Annotated in this window: 20 protein-coding genes, 1 tRNA gene and 1 pseudogene; 13 read left to right on the top strand and 9 right to left on the bottom strand. The window is 76.4% G+C overall.

What is annotated here, in order from left to right; genetic code table 11:
- Nucleotides 1-5: 5 nt before the first annotated feature.
- The 3 genes from CHC04_RS11185 to CHC04_RS11175 all read left to right on the top strand — a co-directional run bounded on the left by CHC04_RS11185 (nucleotide 6) and on the right by CHC04_RS11175 (nucleotide 2,696).
- Nucleotides 6-1,097: a DUF2332 domain-containing protein gene (locus CHC04_RS11185; protein ID WP_176449941.1), complete on the top strand. Its 1,092-nt coding sequence runs from the start codon at nucleotides 6-8 to the stop codon at nucleotides 1,095-1,097.
- A gap of 65 nt (nucleotides 1,098-1,162) precedes the next feature.
- On the top strand, nucleotides 1,163-2,008 hold the full coding sequence (locus CHC04_RS11180) for a pseudouridine synthase (RefSeq protein WP_089403941.1): 846 nt from the start codon (nucleotides 1,163-1,165) through the stop codon (nucleotides 2,006-2,008).
- Nucleotides 2,009-2,405: 397 nt separating this feature from the next.
- The gene (locus CHC04_RS11175) at nucleotides 2,406-2,696 is read left to right on the top strand and encodes a hypothetical protein (RefSeq protein WP_089403940.1); all 291 of its coding nucleotides are present in this window, start codon (nucleotides 2,406-2,408) and stop codon (nucleotides 2,694-2,696) included.
- 14 nt (nucleotides 2,697-2,710) lie between these two features.
- Here the strand turns inward: CHC04_RS11175 and CHC04_RS11170 are convergent, their stop codons facing one another.
- Complete coding sequence (locus CHC04_RS11170) at nucleotides 2,711-2,965, bottom strand: hypothetical protein (RefSeq protein ID WP_245817115.1); 255 nt, start codon at nucleotides 2,963-2,965, stop codon at nucleotides 2,711-2,713.
- A 37-nt stretch (nucleotides 2,966-3,002) separates the two neighbouring features.
- Nucleotides 3,003-3,326, bottom strand: a complete 324-nt coding sequence (locus tag CHC04_RS23560; RefSeq protein WP_141233764.1) for a hypothetical protein — start codon at nucleotides 3,324-3,326, stop codon at nucleotides 3,003-3,005.
- A 245-nt stretch (nucleotides 3,327-3,571) separates the two neighbouring features.
- Here CHC04_RS23560 and aroH point away from each other — a divergent pair, with 245 nt between their 5' ends.
- Genes aroH through der form a run of 3 tightly spaced genes read left to right on the top strand, consistent with a single transcriptional unit; the run spans nucleotide 3,572 to nucleotide 6,008 of the window.
- Nucleotides 3,572-3,934, top strand: a complete 363-nt coding sequence (gene aroH / locus CHC04_RS11165) for a chorismate mutase (protein WP_089404066.1) — start codon at nucleotides 3,572-3,574, stop codon at nucleotides 3,932-3,934.
- A 35-nt stretch (nucleotides 3,935-3,969) separates the two neighbouring features.
- Entirely contained in the window at nucleotides 3,970-4,665 is a 696-nt protein-coding gene (cmk, locus tag CHC04_RS11160; protein WP_089404065.1) for a (d)CMP kinase, read from the top strand.
- Nucleotides 4,662-6,008, top strand: coding sequence for a ribosome biogenesis GTPase Der (gene der, locus CHC04_RS11155; protein WP_089403939.1), 1,347 nt, complete (start codon nucleotides 4,662-4,664; stop codon nucleotides 6,006-6,008). The genes cmk and der overlap by 4 nt, the downstream gene beginning before the upstream one ends.
- A 3-nt stretch (nucleotides 6,009-6,011) precedes the next feature.
- Here der and CHC04_RS11150 read toward each other — a convergent pair whose 3' ends face one another.
- Entirely contained in the window at nucleotides 6,012-7,580 is a 1,569-nt protein-coding gene (locus CHC04_RS11150) for an MDR family MFS transporter (RefSeq protein ID WP_245817114.1), read from the bottom strand.
- A 149-nt stretch (nucleotides 7,581-7,729) separates the two neighbouring features.
- On the opposite strand from CHC04_RS11150, the gene CHC04_RS11145 reads away from it, so the two are divergent.
- The 3 genes and pseudogenes from CHC04_RS11145 to CHC04_RS25270 form a co-directional block, all read left to right on the top strand.
- On the top strand, nucleotides 7,730-8,413 hold the full coding sequence (locus CHC04_RS11145) for a CPBP family glutamic-type intramembrane protease (protein WP_089403938.1): 684 nt from the start codon (nucleotides 7,730-7,732) through the stop codon (nucleotides 8,411-8,413).
- 84 nt (nucleotides 8,414-8,497) lie between these two features.
- A tRNA-Pro gene (locus CHC04_RS11140) sits at nucleotides 8,498-8,571 on the top strand.
- A 236-nt stretch (nucleotides 8,572-8,807) separates the two neighbouring features.
- Nucleotides 8,808-9,212, top strand: a pseudogene (locus CHC04_RS25270) (ATP-binding protein); the annotation flags it as partial.
- A gap of 482 nt (nucleotides 9,213-9,694) precedes the next feature.
- Here the strand turns inward: CHC04_RS25270 and CHC04_RS24120 are convergent.
- The 3 genes from CHC04_RS24120 to CHC04_RS24115 form a co-directional block, all read right to left on the bottom strand.
- Nucleotides 9,695-10,102 (bottom strand): hypothetical protein, encoded by a 408-nt coding sequence (locus tag CHC04_RS24120; protein ID WP_089403937.1) that lies wholly within the window; start codon nucleotides 10,100-10,102, stop codon nucleotides 9,695-9,697.
- Between the two features lie 17 nt (nucleotides 10,103-10,119).
- The gene (locus CHC04_RS11125; RefSeq protein WP_176449940.1) at nucleotides 10,120-10,803 is read right to left on the bottom strand and encodes a GAF domain-containing protein; all 684 of its coding nucleotides are present in this window, start codon (nucleotides 10,801-10,803) and stop codon (nucleotides 10,120-10,122) included.
- 70 nt (nucleotides 10,804-10,873) lie between these two features.
- Nucleotides 10,874-11,368, bottom strand: coding sequence for an STAS domain-containing protein (locus tag CHC04_RS24115; RefSeq protein WP_217897298.1), 495 nt, complete (start codon nucleotides 11,366-11,368; stop codon nucleotides 10,874-10,876).
- Nucleotides 11,369-11,711: 343 nt separating this feature from the next.
- Between CHC04_RS24115 and CHC04_RS24555 the strand changes: the two genes are divergently transcribed.
- Entirely contained in the window at nucleotides 11,712-11,894 is a 183-nt protein-coding gene (locus tag CHC04_RS24555; RefSeq protein WP_217897297.1) for an ANTAR domain-containing protein, read from the top strand.
- Between the two features lie 38 nt (nucleotides 11,895-11,932).
- On the opposite strand, the gene CHC04_RS11110 is transcribed toward CHC04_RS24555, so the two are convergent.
- From CHC04_RS11110 to CHC04_RS11100, 3 genes are all read right to left on the bottom strand, one after another.
- Nucleotides 11,933-12,205 carry a hypothetical protein gene (locus tag CHC04_RS11110; protein ID WP_089403935.1) on the bottom strand — a complete coding sequence of 91 codons (273 nt, stop codon included), beginning with the start codon at nucleotides 12,203-12,205 and terminating at the stop codon, nucleotides 11,933-11,935.
- 82 nt (nucleotides 12,206-12,287) lie between these two features.
- Complete coding sequence (locus CHC04_RS11105) at nucleotides 12,288-13,013, bottom strand: Crp/Fnr family transcriptional regulator (RefSeq protein ID WP_089403934.1); 726 nt, start codon at nucleotides 13,011-13,013, stop codon at nucleotides 12,288-12,290.
- 70 nt (nucleotides 13,014-13,083) lie between these two features.
- Nucleotides 13,084-13,734, bottom strand: a complete 651-nt coding sequence (locus CHC04_RS11100) for a chemotaxis protein CheB (protein ID WP_089403933.1) — start codon at nucleotides 13,732-13,734, stop codon at nucleotides 13,084-13,086.
- 132 nt (nucleotides 13,735-13,866) lie between these two features.
- Here CHC04_RS11100 and CHC04_RS11095 point away from each other — a divergent pair, with 132 nt between their 5' ends.
- From CHC04_RS11095 to CHC04_RS11085, 3 genes are all read left to right on the top strand, one after another.
- Nucleotides 13,867-14,313, top strand: a complete 447-nt coding sequence (locus CHC04_RS11095; protein WP_141233762.1) for a hypothetical protein — start codon at nucleotides 13,867-13,869, stop codon at nucleotides 14,311-14,313.
- Nucleotides 14,314-14,389: 76 nt separating this feature from the next.
- Complete coding sequence (locus CHC04_RS11090; RefSeq protein ID WP_217897296.1) at nucleotides 14,390-15,412, top strand: chemotaxis protein CheB; 1,023 nt, start codon at nucleotides 14,390-14,392, stop codon at nucleotides 15,410-15,412.
- Nucleotides 15,413-15,416: 4 nt separating this feature from the next.
- Nucleotides 15,417-17,345 (top strand): CheR family methyltransferase, encoded by a 1,929-nt coding sequence (locus tag CHC04_RS11085; RefSeq protein WP_217897295.1) that lies wholly within the window; start codon nucleotides 15,417-15,419, stop codon nucleotides 17,343-17,345.
- The last annotated feature ends 10 nt before the right edge of the window (nucleotides 17,346-17,355 follow it).

Raw genomic sequence — 17,355 nt, 5'->3', positions numbered from 1 at the left:
CCGTCGTGCCAGGGGCGACCGCGGACGGCGAGGACCGGGCAGACCGGACCCGCCCGCTCGCCGACGCCTACCGGCGCTTCGCCGCGGACGCCGGCACCTCGCCGTTGTCCGCGCGCGTCGCCGGGGCGCTGGGCGGGTCGCCGGAGGCGCTGCGGGCGCTCGCGGCGCTGCCGGCCCGCCGGCGGCGGCCACCGGTCGTCCTCGCCGCCCTGCACGACCTCGCCCTCGCCGGGCGCGCCCCGGCCCTGGCCGCCGCCTACGTCTCCGGGGACGGCGAGGCCGCTGCCGCGGGGGCGGTCGACACCCTGCTGGGAGCGGCCGACGCGGTGGCGGCCACCGCCGCGCGGCGTCCGGTGCTGTCCGACGAGGCCGGGCACCCCGCGGTGCTGTACCCGGCGCTGGCCGAGGCGGCGCGGCGCGCCGGTGCCGGCGCGGTCGGGCTGGTCGGCGTGGGCCGCCCGGCGGGGCTGGACCTGCTCGTCGACCGCGTCGGGGTCTCCTACGGCGACGGGCGGTTCCTGGGCGACCCGTCGTCCCCGGTGCAGGTGTCGGCCCGGGTGGTGGGGGACCGCGCGGTCCCGGCCCGGTCCCTGCCGCCGGTCGTCGCCCGGGTCTGCGTCGACGCCGACCCGCTGGACGGAACCGACCCCGACGGCGTCCGGTGGCTGCGCGCCTGCCTCCCGCCGGACCGGCCCGAGCGCCGGGCGGAGCTCGACGCGCAGCTCGCGCTGGCCGGGACCGACCCCCCGGTGCCGGTGCGCGGCGACGTCGCCGAGGTGCTGCCCGACGCCGTCGCCCGGGTGCCCACCGGCGCCCTGCCCGTCGTCGTGACGGCCTGGTCGCTGGCGCGCCTGCGACCGGAGCGGAGGCTGCACTTCCTGCACCGCCTGGACGAGGCGGCGGCCGGGCGGCCGGTGGCGTGGGTGTCGGTGGAGGGGGTCGGGGTCGCGCCGGGCGTCCCGACGCTCGGCGACCGCCCCGCCTCGGGCCACAGCACGATCGGCGTCACGGTGGCCGGCCGGTCGGCGCGGCAGGCCGAGGCCGTCGGCCGGTGCTGGCAGCGGGGCCGCGTGCTGTCGTGGCTGGTCGACTCCTGATCCCCCGGCCGGCCGGCCCGCCGCCGCGTCCCGGCGGTCGTCCGGAGGGTGGGAGACTGGTGCGGATGGACACCGCACCGCAGCCCGACGACCTCCCCGGCACCCCCGGCGGTGAGGGCTGGTCGGAGGACATGGAGCTCGCCCCGGCCCACCCCGGCGACCGCCCGCCCTCCGCCACGGCCGAGCGCGAGGGGGAGCGGCTGCAGAAGGTGCTCGCCCGCGCCGGCGTCGGGTCCCGGCGGGTCGTCGAGAACATGGTCGACCAGGGCCGGATCAGCGTGAACGGCCGCACCGTGACGGTGCAGGGCATGCGGGTGGACCCGGCGCGGGACAAGATCGCCGTCGACGGGCAGCGGATCGAGCTGCGCGACGACCGGGTCACCTACGCGGTGAACAAGCCCGCCGGCGTGATCACCGCGATGAGCGACGACCGCGCGCGGCCCACCATCGGCGACATGGTGGGCGACCTCGCACCGGGGCTGGTGCACGTCGGCCGGCTCGACCAGGACACCGAGGGGCTGCTGCTGGTCACCAACGACGGCGAGCTCGCCCACCGGCTGGCCCACCCGAGCTACGGGGTGAAGAAGACCTACCTCGCGCAGGTGTCGGGCTCGATCTCCCGTGACCTGCACCGCCGGCTGCGCGCCGGCATCGAGCTCGACGACGGCCCGGTGAAGGTCGACTCCTTCCGGATCGTCGACGCCCACGCCGGCCAGTCGGTGGTGGAGGTCGTGCTGCACGAGGGCCGCAAGCACATCGTGCGGCGGCTCCTGGCCGCCGTCGGCCTGCCCGTCTCCCGGCTGACCCGCGTCGCGGTCGGCCCGGTCTCGCTGCAGCGGATGCGCAGCGGCGCGATCCGCCGGCTCACCCGCCAGGAGGTCGGCGCGCTCGAGGAGCTCGTCGGGCTCTGAGCCGGCGCGCGCTCACCCGGCCGGGTGAGCACCCGGCGGCGGGCGGCGGCCTCGGCGATGCTGCCCGTCGTGACGGGCGGGGACGAGGCGCGCTGGGCCGAGGCCCGCTCCCTGCTCGACCGGCGGCCCACGGCCTCGGCGGGGGAGCGGCTGGCCCGGTGGCGGCGCCGGCGGGTCCTGCTGCTGCTGGTGGTCCTGCTGGCGGGCACCGCGGCAGCGGCCGTGCTGGCCGTCCTCCTCGCGGACCCGGTTCCCGGCCGGGACGCGGAGGTGCCCACGTGGCGGGCCGTCGTCGGCTACGGCGTGGCCGCCGGGGGACTGGCGGTGCAGCTGACCGGCCTGGTCCTCGCCTGGCGCGGGGCACGCCGGGTGGGGGGGCTGGCGCAGCCCGCTCGCGGTGCTGACCCCGGCGCAGCGCCGGCAGCTGCTCGCCGGTGTCCGGGGCCGGCGACCGGTCGAGCCGGAGCGGCTGCCCCTGGCCCGGCTGCTGGCCGAGCAGCTGGTCCACCAGCGGGCCCAGGTCGTGATGTCGGCCGGCCTGGGGATCCTCTTCGCCGGCACGTGGGTGGCCGAGCAGACGGCGACCCGGCTGACCGTCCTCCTGCTGTGGGCAGCCGTGGCGTGTGTCGCCGGGCCGCTGATCGAGCGCGACGCCCGCCGCGCCCGGCGGTTCCTCGACCGGACGTAGCGCCGCCCCGACGGTCAGACGGTCAGCGCGAGGCAGATCCAGCACAGCGGGTCGTCGGCCTCGGCCCCGTCGTCGGGCCAGGACCACTCGGCCGGGTCGAGGAGCGCCACCGGCGCCAGGCACACCGACCGGCCGGCGACGAGGCCCTCCCCGCCCACCGCGTGCAGCCGGCCCTGCGGGACGGACAGCGGCTCCCCGTCCCAGGCGAGGGACACCACCGCGTCCGCACCCACGGTCCAGCGGTCCCGCGGCCGCGGCTCCGGGCTCACCGGCGCCCGTCCTGTCCGGGGAGGGAGGAGCCGGCCGTCACCGGAGCAGGAGCCGCTCGCCGGCAGGCGACCGCCGGGCGAGGTCGTCGAGGAGCGCGCGGGCGTCGTCGGCCACGGTGGCCGACCCGAGCCGCACGACGACCTGCCGGTGCCCGAGCCGCCGGAGCGCGGTCACCGTCCGGCACAGCGCCTCGGCGCCCACCCGGTCGAGGTGGCCGCGCAGGGCGACCGAGCCCGCGGCCCGGTCGGTGCGGGCGGTGAACAGCGGTGCCCTCGCACGGGACGTCCCGTCGAGGAGCGGGCGCGCGGGCGTTCCCGGTCGGCGTGCGGGGGATCGGCGGTGGGCCTCTTCTCGACTCACCCCTCAACCGTCACGAATCCGTCCGTTACTCCCCAGGGCCCTTGGTCCCGGTGGGCACCCTGGTTCCCGGGGGCTAATGCCTCGCCACCGTTATCCCTAACTCACGCACGAACAGGTGCGCGAGGAGGTGCCTTCATCGCGACAAAGGCACCTGGGGGAGGACGGGTCGGGGCGGGTGGCGGGCGGAACCTAGACTCGACCGGGCACCCCGGATCCGGGAGCCCGATCGACGGAGGAGGGTGCTCGTGGCCGTACGGGCCATCCGGGGCGCGACACAGGTGGACGCCGACGACCGCGGCCTGGTCCTCGAGGCCACCCGCGAGCTGGTGAACGCCGTGGTGGAGCGCAACGAGCTGCACCACGACGACATCATCAGCATCCTGTTCACCGCGACGCCGGACCTGGTGTCGGAGTTCCCTGCCCTCGCCGCCCGCGAGCTGGGCATGGGCGACGTGCCGCTGATGTGCGCCACCGAGATGGCGGTGCCGCACGCGCTGCCGCGGGTGCTGCGGCTGATGGCGCACGTGGAGACCGACCGGCCGCGGGCGGGCATCCAGCACGTGTACCTGCGGGGTGCGGTGGCGCTGCGGCGGGACATCGCCCAGTGAGCGGTTCGGTGACCCGAGGAGTGGAGGACGTGGACGTGAGTGGTTTCCGGGGACAGGTGACCCTCGACGGCCCGTCCGGCACGGGCAAGTCCAGCGTCGCGCGGGCGGTGGCCGCCCGGCTGGGTGCGGCCTACCTCGACACCGGCGCGATGTACCGCGCCGCCACGGTGGCGGTGCTCGACGCCGGGGTCGACCCCGAGGACGCCGAGGCGGTGGCCCGCGTGGTGGCCGGCGCCCGGATCGAGGTGGGGACGGCGGCGGAGACCGAGCGGGTCGAGGTCGACGGCGCCGACGTCGCCGAGCGCATCCGCGGCGCCGAGGTCACCCGCGCCGTCTCGGCGGTCTCGGCGGTGCCCGCGGTGCGGCGCCGGCTGGTCGACCAGCAGCGGTCGCTGGTGGGCTCGGCCGACGCGGTCGTCGTCGAGGGCCGCGACATCGGCACCGTGGTGCTGCCCCAGGCGACCGTGAAGGTCTACCTGACCGCGGCGCCGGAGGCCCGCGCGCAGCGGCGGGCGCTGCAGCTGGGGATCAGCGACCCGGCGGAGGTGGCCGCGCTCGCCGCCGACCTGCGCCGCCGCGACGAGTACGACAGCAGCCGCGCGGACAGCCCGCTGCGGCCGGCCGCCGACGCGGTGGTCGTGGACAGCACCGACCTGGACCGGGAGGCCGTCGTCGACCGGGTGGTCGGGCTGGCGCTCGCGGCGGCCGGGGCGCGAGAGGTGGACGCGTGAGCGAGGAGGGCACCGGCGGCCCGCTGCCGGTGGTGGCGGTGGTCGGCCGGCCGAACGTGGGCAAGTCGACGCTGGTCAACCGGATCCTGGGCCGCCGCGCCGCGGTGGTGCAGGACGTCCCGGGTGTGACCCGGGACCGCATCTCCTACGAGGCGCTGTGGAACGGGCGGCGGTTCACCGTCACCGACACCGGCGGCTGGGACCCGAAGGCCGAGGGGCTGGGCGCGTCGATCACCCGGCAGGCCGAGTTCGCGATGCGCACCGCCGACGTCATCGTGCTCGTCGTCGACAGCCAGGTGGGCGCCACCGACACCGACCTCGCCGCCGCGCGGATCCTGCGCCGCAGCGACCGGCCGGTGATCGTCGTCGCCAACAAGGTCGACGACGAGCGCAGCGAGTCCAACGCGGCGGAGCTGTGGTCGCTGGGGCTGGGGGAGCCGCAGCCGGTCAGCGCGCTGCACGGCCGGGGGTCGGGCGACCTGCTCGACCTGGTCCTCGACGCCCTGCCCGAGGCGCCGCGCGAGCAGCCGGAGGAGGGCGGTCCGCGCCGGGTGGCGCTGGTGGGGCGACCGAACGTGGGCAAGTCCAGCCTGCTCAACCGGCTGGCGAAGGAGGAGCGCTCGGTCGTCGACTCGGTGGCCGGCACCACCGTGGACCCGGTCGACTCGATCATCACCCTCGGCGGGGAGGAGTGGCGGTTCGTCGACACCGCCGGCCTGCGCCGCAAGGTCAACACCGCCAGCGGCACCGAGTACTACGCGAGCCTGCGCACCGAGGCGGCGATCCAGGCCGCCGAGGTCGCCGTCGTGCTGCTCGCCGCCGACGAGGTGATCAGCGAGCAGGACCAGCGGGTGATCACCCAGGTCATCGAGGCCGGCCGCGCGCTGGTCATCGCGTTCAACAAGTGGGACACCCTGGACGAGGACCGGCACGCCCAGCTCGAGCGCGAGATCGAGCGCGACCTCGCGCGGGTGAAGTGGGCCTCGCGGGTCAACATCTCGGCGGCCACCGGCCGCGGCGTCGGCAGGCTGCCCGAGCACCTGCGGGCGGCGCTCGCCTCCTGGGAGACCCGGGTGCCGACGGCGGAGCTCAACGCCTACGTCCGCCAGCTGGTGCAGGAGACCCCGCCCCCGGCGCGCGGCGGGCGCGCGCCGAAGATCAAGTACGTGACGCAGGCCGACGTCCGGCCGCCGCGGTTCGTCGTCTTCTCCACCGGCTTCCTCGAGGCCGGCTACCGCCGCTTCCTCGAGCGCAAGCTGCGGGAGCGGTGGGGCTTCGGCGGCACCCCGATCGACATCTCGGTCAAGGTCCGCGAGGGCCGGGGGAACGACCGGCGCGGCTGACGGTCAGGCCACGGTCGCGGCGTCGTCGGCGGGGTCCTCGTCGGGGTCGTCGGTGTCGCGGCCGCGGTCGTCGTCGAAGCGCAGCGGCTCGGTCCGCCGGGGCATGGCCAGCACGGCGAGGGCGATGACGACGGCGGTGACGGCCGTGGCGACGAAGACGCCGTGGGAGGCCGCGTGCAGGCTCTCCCGCGCGAAGTCGGCGACGGCGCCGCCCTGGGCGAGGGCCGCGGTCGTGCTGTCGACGTCGGCGGGCACCTCGCCGTCGAGACCGGGCGGCGGAGCGGCGAAGCGGGCGGCCAGGGTGGTGTTCGCGATCGCGCCGAACACCGCGGCGCCGATCGCCGATCCCATCGACCGGGAGAACATGTTCGTGGCGGTGACGACGCCGCGCCGGTCCCAGCCGACCACCGACTGCACCGCGACGATCAGCGGCGCCGACGACAGCCCGAGGCCGAGGCCGGTGAGGAACATCCACGCCCCGACCTGCCACAGCTGCGCCGACGGGCCCAGCAGCGCCGTCCCGGCCGTGCCGGCGACGGCGAGGACGACGCCGAGCAGCGCCGTGTCGCGGAACCCGATGCGCAGGTAGAGCCGGCCGGACAGGCTCGCCGCGATCGGCCAGCCGAGGGTCAGGGCGGCCAGCGCGAAGCCGGCCTCGAGCGCACCGGCGCCGAGCACCCCCTGCGCCCACGTGGGCAGGTAGGAGCTCAGGCCGATGAGCAGCGCGCCGAGCCCGATCGCGGCGACGTTGCCGCTGAGCAGGATCCGGCGGCGCACCACCCACGGCGGCAGCACCGGCTCGGCGGCCCGCCGCTCCACCAGCGCAAAGGCGACGAGCAGCACGGCCGCCGTCGCGAGGACCCCGATGGAGACCGGCGACGCCCACGCCCACGCGCTGCCGCCCTGCAGCAGGCCGACGATGAGCAGCCCGGCACCGGCGGCCAGCAGCACCGACCCGGCGACGTCGAAGCGGGCCTCCCGGCGCTCGACCGGCTCCGTCCACCGGCGCCACAGCGCGACCAGCGCCACCGCGCCCAGCGGCAGGTTCACCCAGAAGATCCAGCGCCAGGACAGGTAGTCGCTGAAGACCCCGCCCAGCGTGGGCCCGAGCACCGCCGAGATCCCCCACACCGAGGCGACGTAGCCCTGCACCCGGGCGCGCTCCTCGACGGTGTAGATGTCGCCGATGACGGTCATGCCGATCGGCTGGATCGCCCCCGCCCCGATGCCCTGCAGCGCGCGGCCCACGATCAGCGCCGGCATCGACCAGGCCAGGCCGCAGAACAGCGACGCCGCGACGAACACCGCGATGCCGACCAGCAGCACCGGCTTGCGCCCGTGGACGTCGGCGAGCTTGCCGTAGACCGGGACCGTGACCGCCTGCGTGAGCAGGTAGACGCTGAACAGCCACGGGAACTGGCTGAAGCCGCCCAGGTCGTCGACGACGGCGGGGACCGCCGTCGCGATGATCGTGCTGTCCAGCGCGATGAGGGCGGTGCTGAGCATGACCGCGCCGAGCACGGGACCGCGCTCGGAGCGGAGCCCGATCGAGGCCCGGGTTCCGGTTGTCACGGGCAACGACAACCCGGGGAGAGCCCAGGTCGTTCCCGGCGCGGCGTGCGGTCGTCGGCGCCGTGCACGCCCGGCTGCCCGAGGGGTAGGACCCGGTCGTGACGGCAGGCGCCGGGATCCCGCGGCGGACCACGACTGGGTGGCGCGGTGTGCCGCTCGCCGTCGCGCTCGTCGGGGTGCTCCTGCCGTGGAACAACCTCGTCGTCCCCGCCCTGCCGGAGGGCACCGGGACCTACGTCGGCGTGAACCTGGCCGCCGCCGGCGCGCTGCTGGCCACCGCCCGGCTGACCGGTTCCTCGTGGGCGGACCTCGGCCTGGACCGCCGCGACGTCCCGGCGGGGCTGCGGTGGGGCGGCGCGGCCCTCGCGCTCGTCGCGGCCGGCTACACCGCCGTCCTGGCGCTGCCCCCCACCCGCCCGCTGCTCGCCGACGCGCGCGTCGCCGGCCTCGGCACGGCGGAGATCGCCGGCGACGTGCTCCTGCGCATCCCCCTGGGCACGGTCCTGTGGGAGGAGGTCGCCTTCCGCGGGGTGCTGCTGGCGGTGCTGCTCCGGGTGCTGCCTGTGCGCGCGGCGACGGCCGCCGCGGCCGCCGTCTTCGGGCTGTGGCACGTCCGGCCCACGCTGAGCGGCCTGGCGGCCAACGACCTGGTCGACGGGCCGCTCGCCACGGCCGCGGCGGTGACGCTGGTCTGCGCGGGGACGGCGGTGGCCGGCCTGCTGTTCACGTGGCTGCGGCTGCGCAGCGGCAGCCTGCTGGCCCCGGCGCTGCTGCACCTGGCCACCAACACGCTGGGCACCCTGGTAGCGGTGGCCGCCCATCGGCTCGGCTGAGGCCGCCGACCACCGTCCGGGTCGGGGGAGCGGGTGCGGTAACCTGCTCTGGCAGCGATCGGGCGGTGCGAGCCGCCCGGCGCTCGGGCTGTAGCGCAGCTTGGTAGCGCACTTGACTGGGGGTCAAGGGGTCGCAGGTTCAAATCCTGTCAGCCCGACAGAGCAAGCTGCAGGTCAGGGGCCGTGTCCGGAGAGATCCGGTACGGCCCCTGACGGCTTTCCGGGGCGGTTCGACCACCATCGTGAGCCCGCGGACGCTCTCGACGGCTTGGGATGGCCGCACCGGGGTAGGTGACGATGCCGTCGGCACTGTGACAGCACGGGTCCGGCCGGTCCGTCGAGACGGGTGATCTGCCCATCCCCGGGTCGAGCGGGGACTCGACGCTCATCCGGGATGAGGTCGATGGGCAACTCGTCGTGGGTGCAGCCGCCGGCGCCGGGGCCGGAGGTGGCCGCCGCGTGGCACCGGCAACCGGGCACCGCCGCGGAGCTGACCGCCATGCGCCGTCGGCTGCGCGCGGCGCTGGCCGGCGGCGGGCTGCCCGCCGGGACCGACGACGGCGAGCGACTGCTGCTCGCGGTCGAGGAGCCGGCTGCCAACGGCCTGCGGCACGGCCGGCCACCGGTGCAGGTCACCGTCACCGCGGCCGGTCCGGGCTGGCTCGTGGAGGTCCGGGACACCGCGACCGCGCGGCCTCCCACACCGGCGATCGGCCGCGACGCCGCACTCGGGGGCATGGGCCTGCACCTGGTGGCCCGGCTCAGCCGCGCGCACGGCTGGGCCGTCGACGGGGACCGGAAGACCGTGTGGGCGCACATCGCCTACCGGCCGCCCCTGCCCCCGCCACCACCACAGCGGATCCGGGCAGCCACCGAGCGGGCCCGTGACCTGGCCGCGTACCTGGCCGCCACCGAGGTCCGGATCGCTGCGACGCTGCAGCGCATGGCCGCCGACGCCGCCGTCGAGGGCAGGCACGAGCGTGCCGACGTCTTCCGCCCCGTCGCCGAGCGCGCACAGGGACGCCGAGCGGGTGCGCCGGATCAGCCTCCCGCAGTCCCGGCCTCCGCTGGGGGAGACCGCCGGGCCGGGGCTCGGCGCGCTCCCCGTCGGACGGCCCGCCGGCACCGAGCGCCGGCGCTGACCGCCCCGGATAGCACCGAGCGCACGGAGGCCCGGGCGGTGCCGGTGTCCGAGGTGTCGGTCCTGGGGTCACGACTGTCACGGCGGACTGGCCTACCGGTGCGGTCCCTCCGGCGCGCCGGAGGGATGCCGGGGGCCGTTCACGCGCTGCCGCCTGGTTCCCCCTGGCCGGCCGACGGCCGAGGAGGAGCGGGCGGCGCACCCTCCTGCGGCCGCGGAACGGCGGCTGAGCCGTCGGGGCTCAGCAGCGCGTCGGTGACGGCGTGGACCTCGTCGGCGGGTGCCGGGGCGCGGGGCGCGCCGGGTCGCGGGGTGGTCAGCGGGACCCGGGCGGCGCGGTAGACCTCCTCGAGCGCCTCGTTCACGGCGACGGCGAGCACGTTCTGGTCGAAGCTGCCCAGCGGCAGCAACCCGTTGAGGTAGGCGTCGAGGTCGAACAGGTCCCCGTTGCCGCCGAGGGCGACGTAGCGCAGCCACAGCTCGTGGACGGTCATCTCCGCGCGCCGACGCGCGGCCTCCACCCGCTCGTGCCGGTCCTCGCCTGTCACCTCGGCCGCCCGTCGTCTCAGGACGTCGGCGGGTCGGCGGCATCACCGGCGAGCGTGGCGAGCAGGTCCTGTGCGACCTCGCGCACCGGGCGGTGGGTGCGCTCGGCGGCGGCGGCCAACGAGGCGAAGGCGACCTCCCGGTCGGGCGCGCCGCGGGCCAGCAGCACCCCGATCGCCTGGCTGATCACGTCCCGGCCGGCCAGCGCGTCGGTGAGCCGGCGGCTGAGCTCCCGGGCCCCGGCCAGGTTCTGAGTGGCGGACAGCAGGATGGCCGCCTGCCGGGCGAACAGCGTCATCACCTGCTCGTCGTGCTGGTCGAACCGGCCGGGCTGCAGCCCGTACAGCTTGATCGCGCCGATCGACCTCCCGCCGGTGACCAGCGGGGCGCTCAGCGCCGACCGGATGCCCAGTTCGGTGGCCTGCTCGTTCCAGGCCGGCCAGCGCCGGTCGCCGGTGGTGTCGTCGATGCGCACCAGCTGACCGGTGCGCCAGGCGGTCAGGCACGGTCCCTCGTCGAGGGAGTACTGCAGGGCGTCGGCCCGCTCGGCGAGCTCGCTGGTCGCGGCCATCGTGCGGGTGCCGTGCTCGTCGACGACGGTCACCGCCGCTCCGTCCGTGCCCGGCGCGGTCGCCGACGCCAGCGCGGTGACCAGCTCCACCGCGGAGCGGACCGTCTCCTGCGAGAGCACCAGCCCGGCCATCTGCACCAGGGTGGCCGCCAGCCGCTCGGACCCCTGGGAGCCGGCCGGTCCGTCCGGCCCCGCAGCCGCGTCAGGATCGGCCGGCGGCATCCCACGTCCCCTTCGCCGGCGCCCCGGTGCCCCGGCACGGTGGCCCGGCCGGCGTCGGCCCCAGGGCCGCGGGCCGGACCGCGGGAGCGGGGCCGGGGTGGCAGGCGACCGGCCCGGAGACCGACCGGGCCACCGGTGGCAGCGCATCGCCGAGGCCGACCAGCGGCAGCAGCCGCCGCAGGTAGGGCCGCGCCCCGACCACGATCACGGCCGCGCCGGCTGTCCGCGCCACCCGTCGGACCGCCGCCATCGCCCGCAGCCCCGACGCGTCGCAGAAGCTCAGTCCCGCCAGGTCCAGCACCCACGCCGGGGCAGCGGCACGGGCCAGCAAAGCGCAGGCGGCGTCCAGGTGCCCGCAGGTCGCCCTGTCCAGCTCTCCGCTGAGGAGGATGCGCCCGGCCGGGAGGTCGAGGGTCACCAGCAACCCGGCCACCGCCGGCTCCGCCGGGGGGAGAGAGGTCGTCGTCTGCTGCACGGCACGTCCCGGACTCGGGTGCGCGCGAGACGGGTCGACTCCGGTTCCCGGGCTCCCCGCGGCTGAGCGCGCACGGATCGGGCCGGGCGTTCGACCCGTCCCCCACGGTAGCCCCTGCCGGTGCCGGAGACCACCGGGCACCGGGACGTCCTGGTGCCCGAGCCCGTGCCGGACGGACGACGACGCGCGCGAGCAGACGACGCCGCAGCGGCTGCCGCACGTCGACGGCGGGTGCGGGACTGGGCGCAGCAGCGGCGGGCGGTCGCGCGGACGCTCCGGGAGGAGGCCCTGCAGGTGTGGGCGCGCACGGCCGGTCTCCGACCGCCGGGCGGGCAACCTCGAGGTGGCGCTGGCCAGCAACCGGCGCATCGGCATGGCGATCGGCATCCTCATGGGCCGCCACGGGCTGACCGATGCCCAGGCGTTCGACCTGCTGCGGGAGTTCGGCAACCGCCGCAACGTCAAGCCGGCCGCGGTGGCGGAGGACGTCGTCCACACCGGCGCACTGCGCATCGCATCCGCCTGATCCGCACCGCCCCGGGTCCTCCGGGCGACCACCGGGCCTCAGCCCACGTCGTCGACGCCCTCCGCGGTGAGCCGCGCGCGGACCCCGGCGGCACGGGCGCGGGCGACCCCGGCGAGGTGGCGCTCGGCCGCGGCGCGTTCCCGGAGCGCCGCGGCCCGGCGGCCGTCGACCGCGACCAGCACGGCCTCGTCCAGCCGGCCGGCCGTCGTCTCGTGGAGGGCGGCGGCGCGCTCGTGCAGCGCGATCGCGGCCCGCTCCCGCCGCACGGCGCGGTCGAACGCCTCGCGTCCCCGCGCCGTGGGATCGGTCACGCCGTCCAGTGTGCCCGGCCGGATGCCCCCCGAGGAGGCCGTGCGACGGGGAGGAGCCGACACGCCGGCGGCACCGGGCCGGTCACGCCTCGGGAGCGGCCGTGAGGCGCCGATACTCGGCCTGCACGACGTCGTAGCACTCGCAGGCCGCCTCGTGCAGGGCGGCGCCGTCGACGACGGTGATCCGCCCGCGCGTGTAGCGGATGACCCCGGCCTGCTGCAGCACCCCCGCGGTGAGCGACACGGTGCCGCGGCGCACGCCGAGCATCTGCGCGAGGAACTCCTGGGTGAGGGTGAACTCGTCGGAGCCGACCCGGTCGCGGGTCTGCAGCAGCCACCGGGCGCAGCGCTCCTCGGTGGTGTGCAGGCGGTTGCAGGCGACGTTCTGCGACAGCTGCACCATCGTCGCCTGCGTGTAGCGGTGCAGCAGGTCGTGCAGCGCGCCGTCGGAGGTGAGGAACCGGCGCAGGTCGCCCGTCGCCAGGCGGGCGGTGGTGCCGGCGATCTGGCAGTAGCAGTCGTGGGGGCTCTCGGTGGTGCCCAGGAACGCGGGCAGGCCCGACATGCCCTCGAACCCGACGGTGGCGACCTCGATCGCGGCCTCGCCCTCGACGGTGGCGATCACCGACAGGACGGCGTCGACGGGGAACCAGACGTGCTCGATGGTCTTCCCGGCCTCGTACAGCCCGTCGCGGACGTCCAGCGGGACCACCTCGAGGAGCGGCTCCAGGCGACGGAACTCCTCGTCGGGGAGGAGGCCGAGCAGGAGGTTGCGGCGCAGGTCCGGTGCGGTGTTGTCGTTCGGCACGGGCCGCCTTCGGTCGGACGGGGCTCCCGTCGTCTCCGGGAGGGGTCACGTTACCCCCGGAGGGCCGGGGTCAGGCCGGCACGGGCCGTGGGCCCAGTCGCGCCCACGGTGGTACGGGGACGGCGAGCAGGTCCGCGCCCCCCGGCGCCATCGTGTACGCCACCAGGGCGGGGGCGACGAGCGGCAGCGGCAGGGCGTGCTCCACGCAGCCCGTGGCCAGCGCCGCGCTGGGCATGCCGGGCGCCTCCGCGTCGTCGGGGTGCTGGACCAGCACCCGGCCACCGGCCCGCCGGACCGCGCGCACGCCCTCGGCGCCGTCGGCCAGCCGCCCGGTCAGGACCACGGCCAGCACCCCGGCCCCGTACGCGGCGGCGGCGCTGACGAGGAGGTGGTCGGCGCCGCCGAGCGGAGGTGCGGGCCGCAGCACGAGGCCGCCGTCGCGGTCGACGTCCGCGGTGGTCCGTGCCGGGAGCACGGTCACGCCAGGGTCCAGCGGGCCGGAGGTGCCCGTGCGCACCGGGAGCCGGCCGCGGGCACCGAGGATGCCGCTCAGCATCTCCGGCGTGCCGGGACCGCGGTGCTGGACCACGAGCACGGGCACCGGGAAGTCCGCCGGGAGGCCGCCCACCACGGTCGACAGTGCCCGCACCCCGCCGCTGCTGGCGGCCAGCACGACCACCCGGAAGCCGCCGCGGACGTCGGGGGAGGGGATCGCCGCCACCTCCCCGAGGCTACCCCTGTGTCAGGCACCTGACACAGGGGTAGCCGGCTTCCCCTGCCCTCGCGAGGCCGGGGGACGTAGGCTGGCCGTCGTCCCAGCAACCGGCCGGACTGCCGACCGGGGAGAGCGGCCGTGGTACCTGACGAACTCGCGTTGGCCTGCCGGCTGAGCGGCCTGCCCCTCGGCGACCTGTGGCTGCGCTACCTGGAGATGGGCGGCAACTGCTCCCGGCCGGAGCTGGAGGCGCGACTCGGCGGCGCGGGCTGGCCGCAGCGGGAGGACCGGTACCTGGCCGTCGTCGCCGACGAGGCCCTGCGGGAACGGGGCCTGCCGCGCCTGACCCCGCCCGCCGGTGCCCCGGAACCGCTGCTCGGCCGGCCCACGGGGGACGACGACCCGGTCGCGCTGCACCAGACCGCGAGAGCCGTGCTCGAGACCCACGCCCACGGCAGCAGGCTGACCGCGCTGTTCGAGCGGTGCGCCCGCTCGCGGGAGGACGCCCGGGGGGTCCGCGAGCGCGCCCACGCCTTCCGGCAGGCCCGTGACGCCGCGGTCCTGCCCGCGCGGGGCGGCCGCTGAGCGGTCCGGCCGTTCCTCGGCGCTACGGTGCACGGAGGACCCTGCGCGGATGCGCAGCGGGGAACGGAGAACCGTCGTGGCGCGACGAGACCTGGTCGTCGTCGGCGCCTCGGCGGGCGGCGTCGAGGCGCTGCGCGTGCTCCTCGGCACCCTGCCGCCGGACTTCCCGGCCGCCCTGCTCGTGGTCCTGCACGTGCCGCCGACCGGCCGCAGCGCCCTCCCGGAGATCCTCGACCGCGCGTGCCCCCTGCCCGTGCGGCGAGCGGAGAGCGGCGCCCCCCTCCGGCCGGGCACGGTGACGGTCGCCGTCCCCGATCACCACCTGCTGGTGGTGGGGGACCGGGTGATGCTGTCCCGCGGCCCCCGCGAGAACGGGCACCGCCCGGCGGTCGACGTCCTCTTCCGCACCGCCGCCCGGGCCGCCGGGCCGCGCGTCGTCGCCGTCGTCCTGTCCGGGGCGCTCGACGACGGGACGGCGGGGATGATCGCCGTCCGCGAGCGGGGCGGCGTGGGCGTGGCGCAGGACCCGGAGGACGCCCTGTACCCGAGCATGCCGGCGCACGCGATCGAGGTGGCCTCCGCCGACCACGTCGTCCCGGTGGGGAAGATGGGGGTCCTGCTGACCGACCTCGTGACCGAGGAGGTCGCCGACGGCGCTCCGGCGGCCAGCGACCTGATGGACCAGGAGGCGGCCGTGGCGGAGTTCGACGTCGACGCGCTGAACGACGACGTCCGGCCCGGCACGCCGTCGGGGTTCGGCTGCCCGTCCTGCCACGGCGCGCTGTTCACGATCACCGAGGGGGGCATGGAGCGCTACCGCTGCCGGGTGGGCCACGCCTGGTCGCCGGAGGCGCTGGCCGCCGAGCAGTCCGAGGCGCTGGAGGGCGCGTTGTGGATGGCGCTGCGCGGGCTGGAGGAGCGGGCCGCGCTGAGCCTGCGGATGGGCGAGCGGGCCCAGCAGCGCGGCCACACGCACACCGCCCGGACCTTCCGCACCCGCCACGACGAGGCCCAGTCCGCAGCGCTGCTGATCCGGAAGCTGCTGCAGCACGAGCAGCTCGACGGCGGGGCGCTGCCCGACGAGGTGGGGGAGCCGTGAGCCGGTGACCGAGCGACGACCTGAGACGGGCGGGGACGAGGAGGACCTGCCCGCCGACGAGACCGACCCGCGGGACGACGGCGCGGTCGGAGGCACCCTCGAGCCCGACCCCGACTTCGAGGCGCTGCTGGTCTACCTGCGCGAGCAGCGCGGCTTCGACTTCACCGGGTACAAGCGCCCCAGCCTGGCCCGCCGCGTGCGCCGGCGGATGGCCGAGGTCGGCATCGACTCGGTGGCGGAGTACCAGGACCACCTGCAGGTGCACCCCGACGAGTTCACGCCGCTGTTCAACACGGTGCTGATCAACGTCACCAGCTTCTTCCGCGACCGGAAGGCGTGGGACCACCTCCGCGACGAGCTGCTGCCCGAGATGCTGGCCGGGGCCGGCCCGGCGATCCGGGTGTGGAGCGCCGGGTGCGCGTCGGGGCAGGAGGCCTACAGCCTGGCGATCCTGCTGGCCGACGCGCTGGGCGCCGAGCAGTTCCGGCAGCGGGTGAAGATCTACGCCACCGACGTCGACGAGGAGGCGCTCGCCCAGGCGCGGCAGGCCTGCTACACCGAGCGCGAGCTCGCCGGCCTTACCCCGGACCAGGTCGAGGAGTACTTCTCGCCCGAGGGCGCCCGGTACGTCTTCCGCAAGGACCTGCGCCGGTCGGTGATCTTCGGCCGCAACGACCTGGTGCAGGACGCGCCGATCTCGCACGTCGACCTGCTGCTGTGCCGCAACACCCTCATGTACTTCACCGCGGAGACCCAGAGCCGCATCCTCGGCCGGCTGCACTTCGCGCTCAACCCCTCGGGTGTGCTGTTCCTCGGCAAGGCCGAGATGCTGCTGTCCCACGGCCAGCTGTTCACCCCGGTCGACCTGACCCGCCGCTTCTTCCGCAAGCGCGGCGGACGCCCGGTGGCCGAGCGCCCGGTCCTGGCCGCGCCGCTGCCCCAGCCGCCGCCGTTCACCGACCTGGAGCTCTCCCGGCTGCGGCGCGAGGCGATGCTGTCCGCGCCGGCCGCCCAGCTCGCCGTCGACGCCGACGGCCGGGTGGCGATGGTCAACCGGCAGGCCGAGCAGCTGCTCGGCGTCGACGACCGGGACGTCGGCCGCCCGTTCCAGGACCTGGAGATCTCCTACCGCCCGGTCGAGCTGCGGGGGGCCATCGCGGAGGCCGCGGCCGAGCGCCGGCCGGTCTGGCTGCGCGGCGTCGAGCGCCGCCGGCCGGGCCAGGAGCCGGCGGTGTTCGACGTGCAGGTGCGGCCGCTCTACCGCGAGGACAGCACCCTGCTCGGCACCACCATCGTCTTCGACGACGTGACGCAGTACCGGCGGCTGCAGACCGAGCTCGAGTACGCCAACCGGCAGCTGGAGACCGCCTACGAGGAGCTGCAGTCGACCAACGAGGAGCTGGAGACCACCAACGAGGAGCTGCAGAGCACGGTGGAGGAGCTGGAGACCACCAACGAGGAGCTGCAGTCGACCAACGAGGAGCTCGAGACCATGAACGAGGAGCTGCAGTCGATGAACGACGAGCTCCACTCCACGAACGAGGAGCTGCGCCGCAGCACCGACGAGGTGGGCACCCTCAACCGGTTCATGACCGGCGTGCTCGGCAGTTTCAAGGCCGGGGTGGCCGTGGTGGACCCCGACCTGCGGGTGCTGGTGTGGAACGCCGCCGCCGAGGACCTGTGGGGGATCCGGCCGGACGAGGTCTCCGGCCAGCACCTGCTCAACCTCGACATCGGGCTGCCGCTGTCGGACCTGCACCCGCTGCTGCGCCGGCAGGTCGCCGGCGACGGGCCGCCGCACGAGACCGTCGACCTGGCCGCGGTCAACCGGCGCGGCCGGCCGGTGCGGGTGCGGGTGACCGTCAGCTCCTTCGCCCGGAGCCCGGAGCAGCGCGGCGGTGCGGTGATCCTCATGGACCCGAGCGAGGCCTGAGCGCCGGCGG

It is taken from the genome of Geodermatophilus saharensis, from assembly GCF_900188205.1.
GTDB lineage: Bacteria > Actinomycetota > Actinomycetes > Mycobacteriales > Geodermatophilaceae > Geodermatophilus > Geodermatophilus saharensis.
Note: the sequence above shows the minus strand (reverse complement) of the source record. Positions and strands in the feature narration are given on the sequence as shown.